1 rRNA gene is annotated in these 607 nt (G+C 60.1%); it reads right to left on the bottom strand.

The annotated features are described in order from the left end of the window. Nucleotides 1–607: ribosomal RNA gene (locus Q0795_RS17095) — 16S ribosomal RNA — on the bottom strand; the annotation flags it as partial.

Below are 607 nucleotides of genomic sequence, written 5' to 3'. Positions count from 1 at the left end.
GTGCGGGCCCCCGTCAATTCCTTTGAGTTTTAGCCTTGCGGCCGTACTCCCCAGGCGGGGCGCTTAATGCGTTAGCTGCGGCACGGACCCCGTGGAATGGGACCCACACCTAGCGCCCAACGTTTACGGCGTGGACTACCAGGGTATCTAATCCTGTTCGCTCCCCACGCTTTCGCTTCTCAGCGTCAGTAGTGGCCCAGAGACCTGCCTTCGCCATCGGTGTTCCTCCTGATATCTGCGCATTCCACCGCTACACCAGGAATTCCAGTCTCCCCTACCACACTCTAGCCTGCCCGTACCCACTGCAGACCCGGGGTTAAGCCCCGGGCTTTCACAGCAGACGCGACAAGCCGCCTACAAGCTCTTTACGCCCAATAATTCCGGACAACGCTCGCACCCTACGTATTACCGCGGCTGCTGGCACGTAGTTAGCCGGTGCTTCTTCTGCCCCTACCGTCACCCCCAAAAGGGGCTTCGTCAAGGCTGAAAGAGGTTTACAACCCGAAGGCCGTCATCCCTCACGCGGCGTCGCTGCATCAGGCTTTCGCCCATTGTGCAATATTCCCCACTGCTGCCTCCCGTAGGAGTCTGGGCCGTGTCTCAGTCC

Origin of the sequence: uncultured Serinicoccus sp., assembly GCF_947487915.1 — a bacterium.
Classification (GTDB): domain Bacteria; phylum Actinomycetota; class Actinomycetes; order Actinomycetales; family Dermatophilaceae; genus Ornithinicoccus.
This window is presented reverse-complemented; position numbering and strand designations above follow the sequence as displayed.